Origin of the sequence: Micrococcus sp. GbtcB5 (assembly GCF_019091605.1) — a bacterium.
Taxonomy (GTDB): domain Bacteria; phylum Actinomycetota; class Actinomycetes; order Actinomycetales; family Micrococcaceae; genus Micrococcus; species Micrococcus luteus.
In genome coordinates this window covers 1-230 of the sequence record NZ_JAGXJK010000593.1, presented here as the reverse complement: position 1 = coordinate 230, position 230 = coordinate 1, and the positions used below count along the sequence as shown (strand labels likewise).

The following is a 230-nucleotide window of genomic DNA, read 5'->3' as shown; positions in this document are numbered from 1 at the left end:
CTGCGGCAGCGGTACGCCATCTTCACGCGCGGTCGCTCGGAGGACGGCGCGGAGGACTGGGCCAACTGGATCGTGGTGCTGGAGCCGGAGGGCCGGCCGGACGGCTACGTCCAGGCCACCATCCCCGTGGACGGGGGACCCACGCAGATCGCCTGGCTGATCGGCACGCCGTGTCAGGGCCGCGGGCTGGCGAAGGAGGCCGCCGGCCTCCCCAAGGGCGAGCTGCGGGT

The 230-nt window shown here is 74.3% G+C and carries 1 pseudogene; it reads left to right on the top strand.

Annotated features, from left to right (window positions below):
* A pseudogene (locus tag KVS67_RS13630) lies at nt 1-230 on the top strand (N-acetyltransferase); the annotation flags it as partial.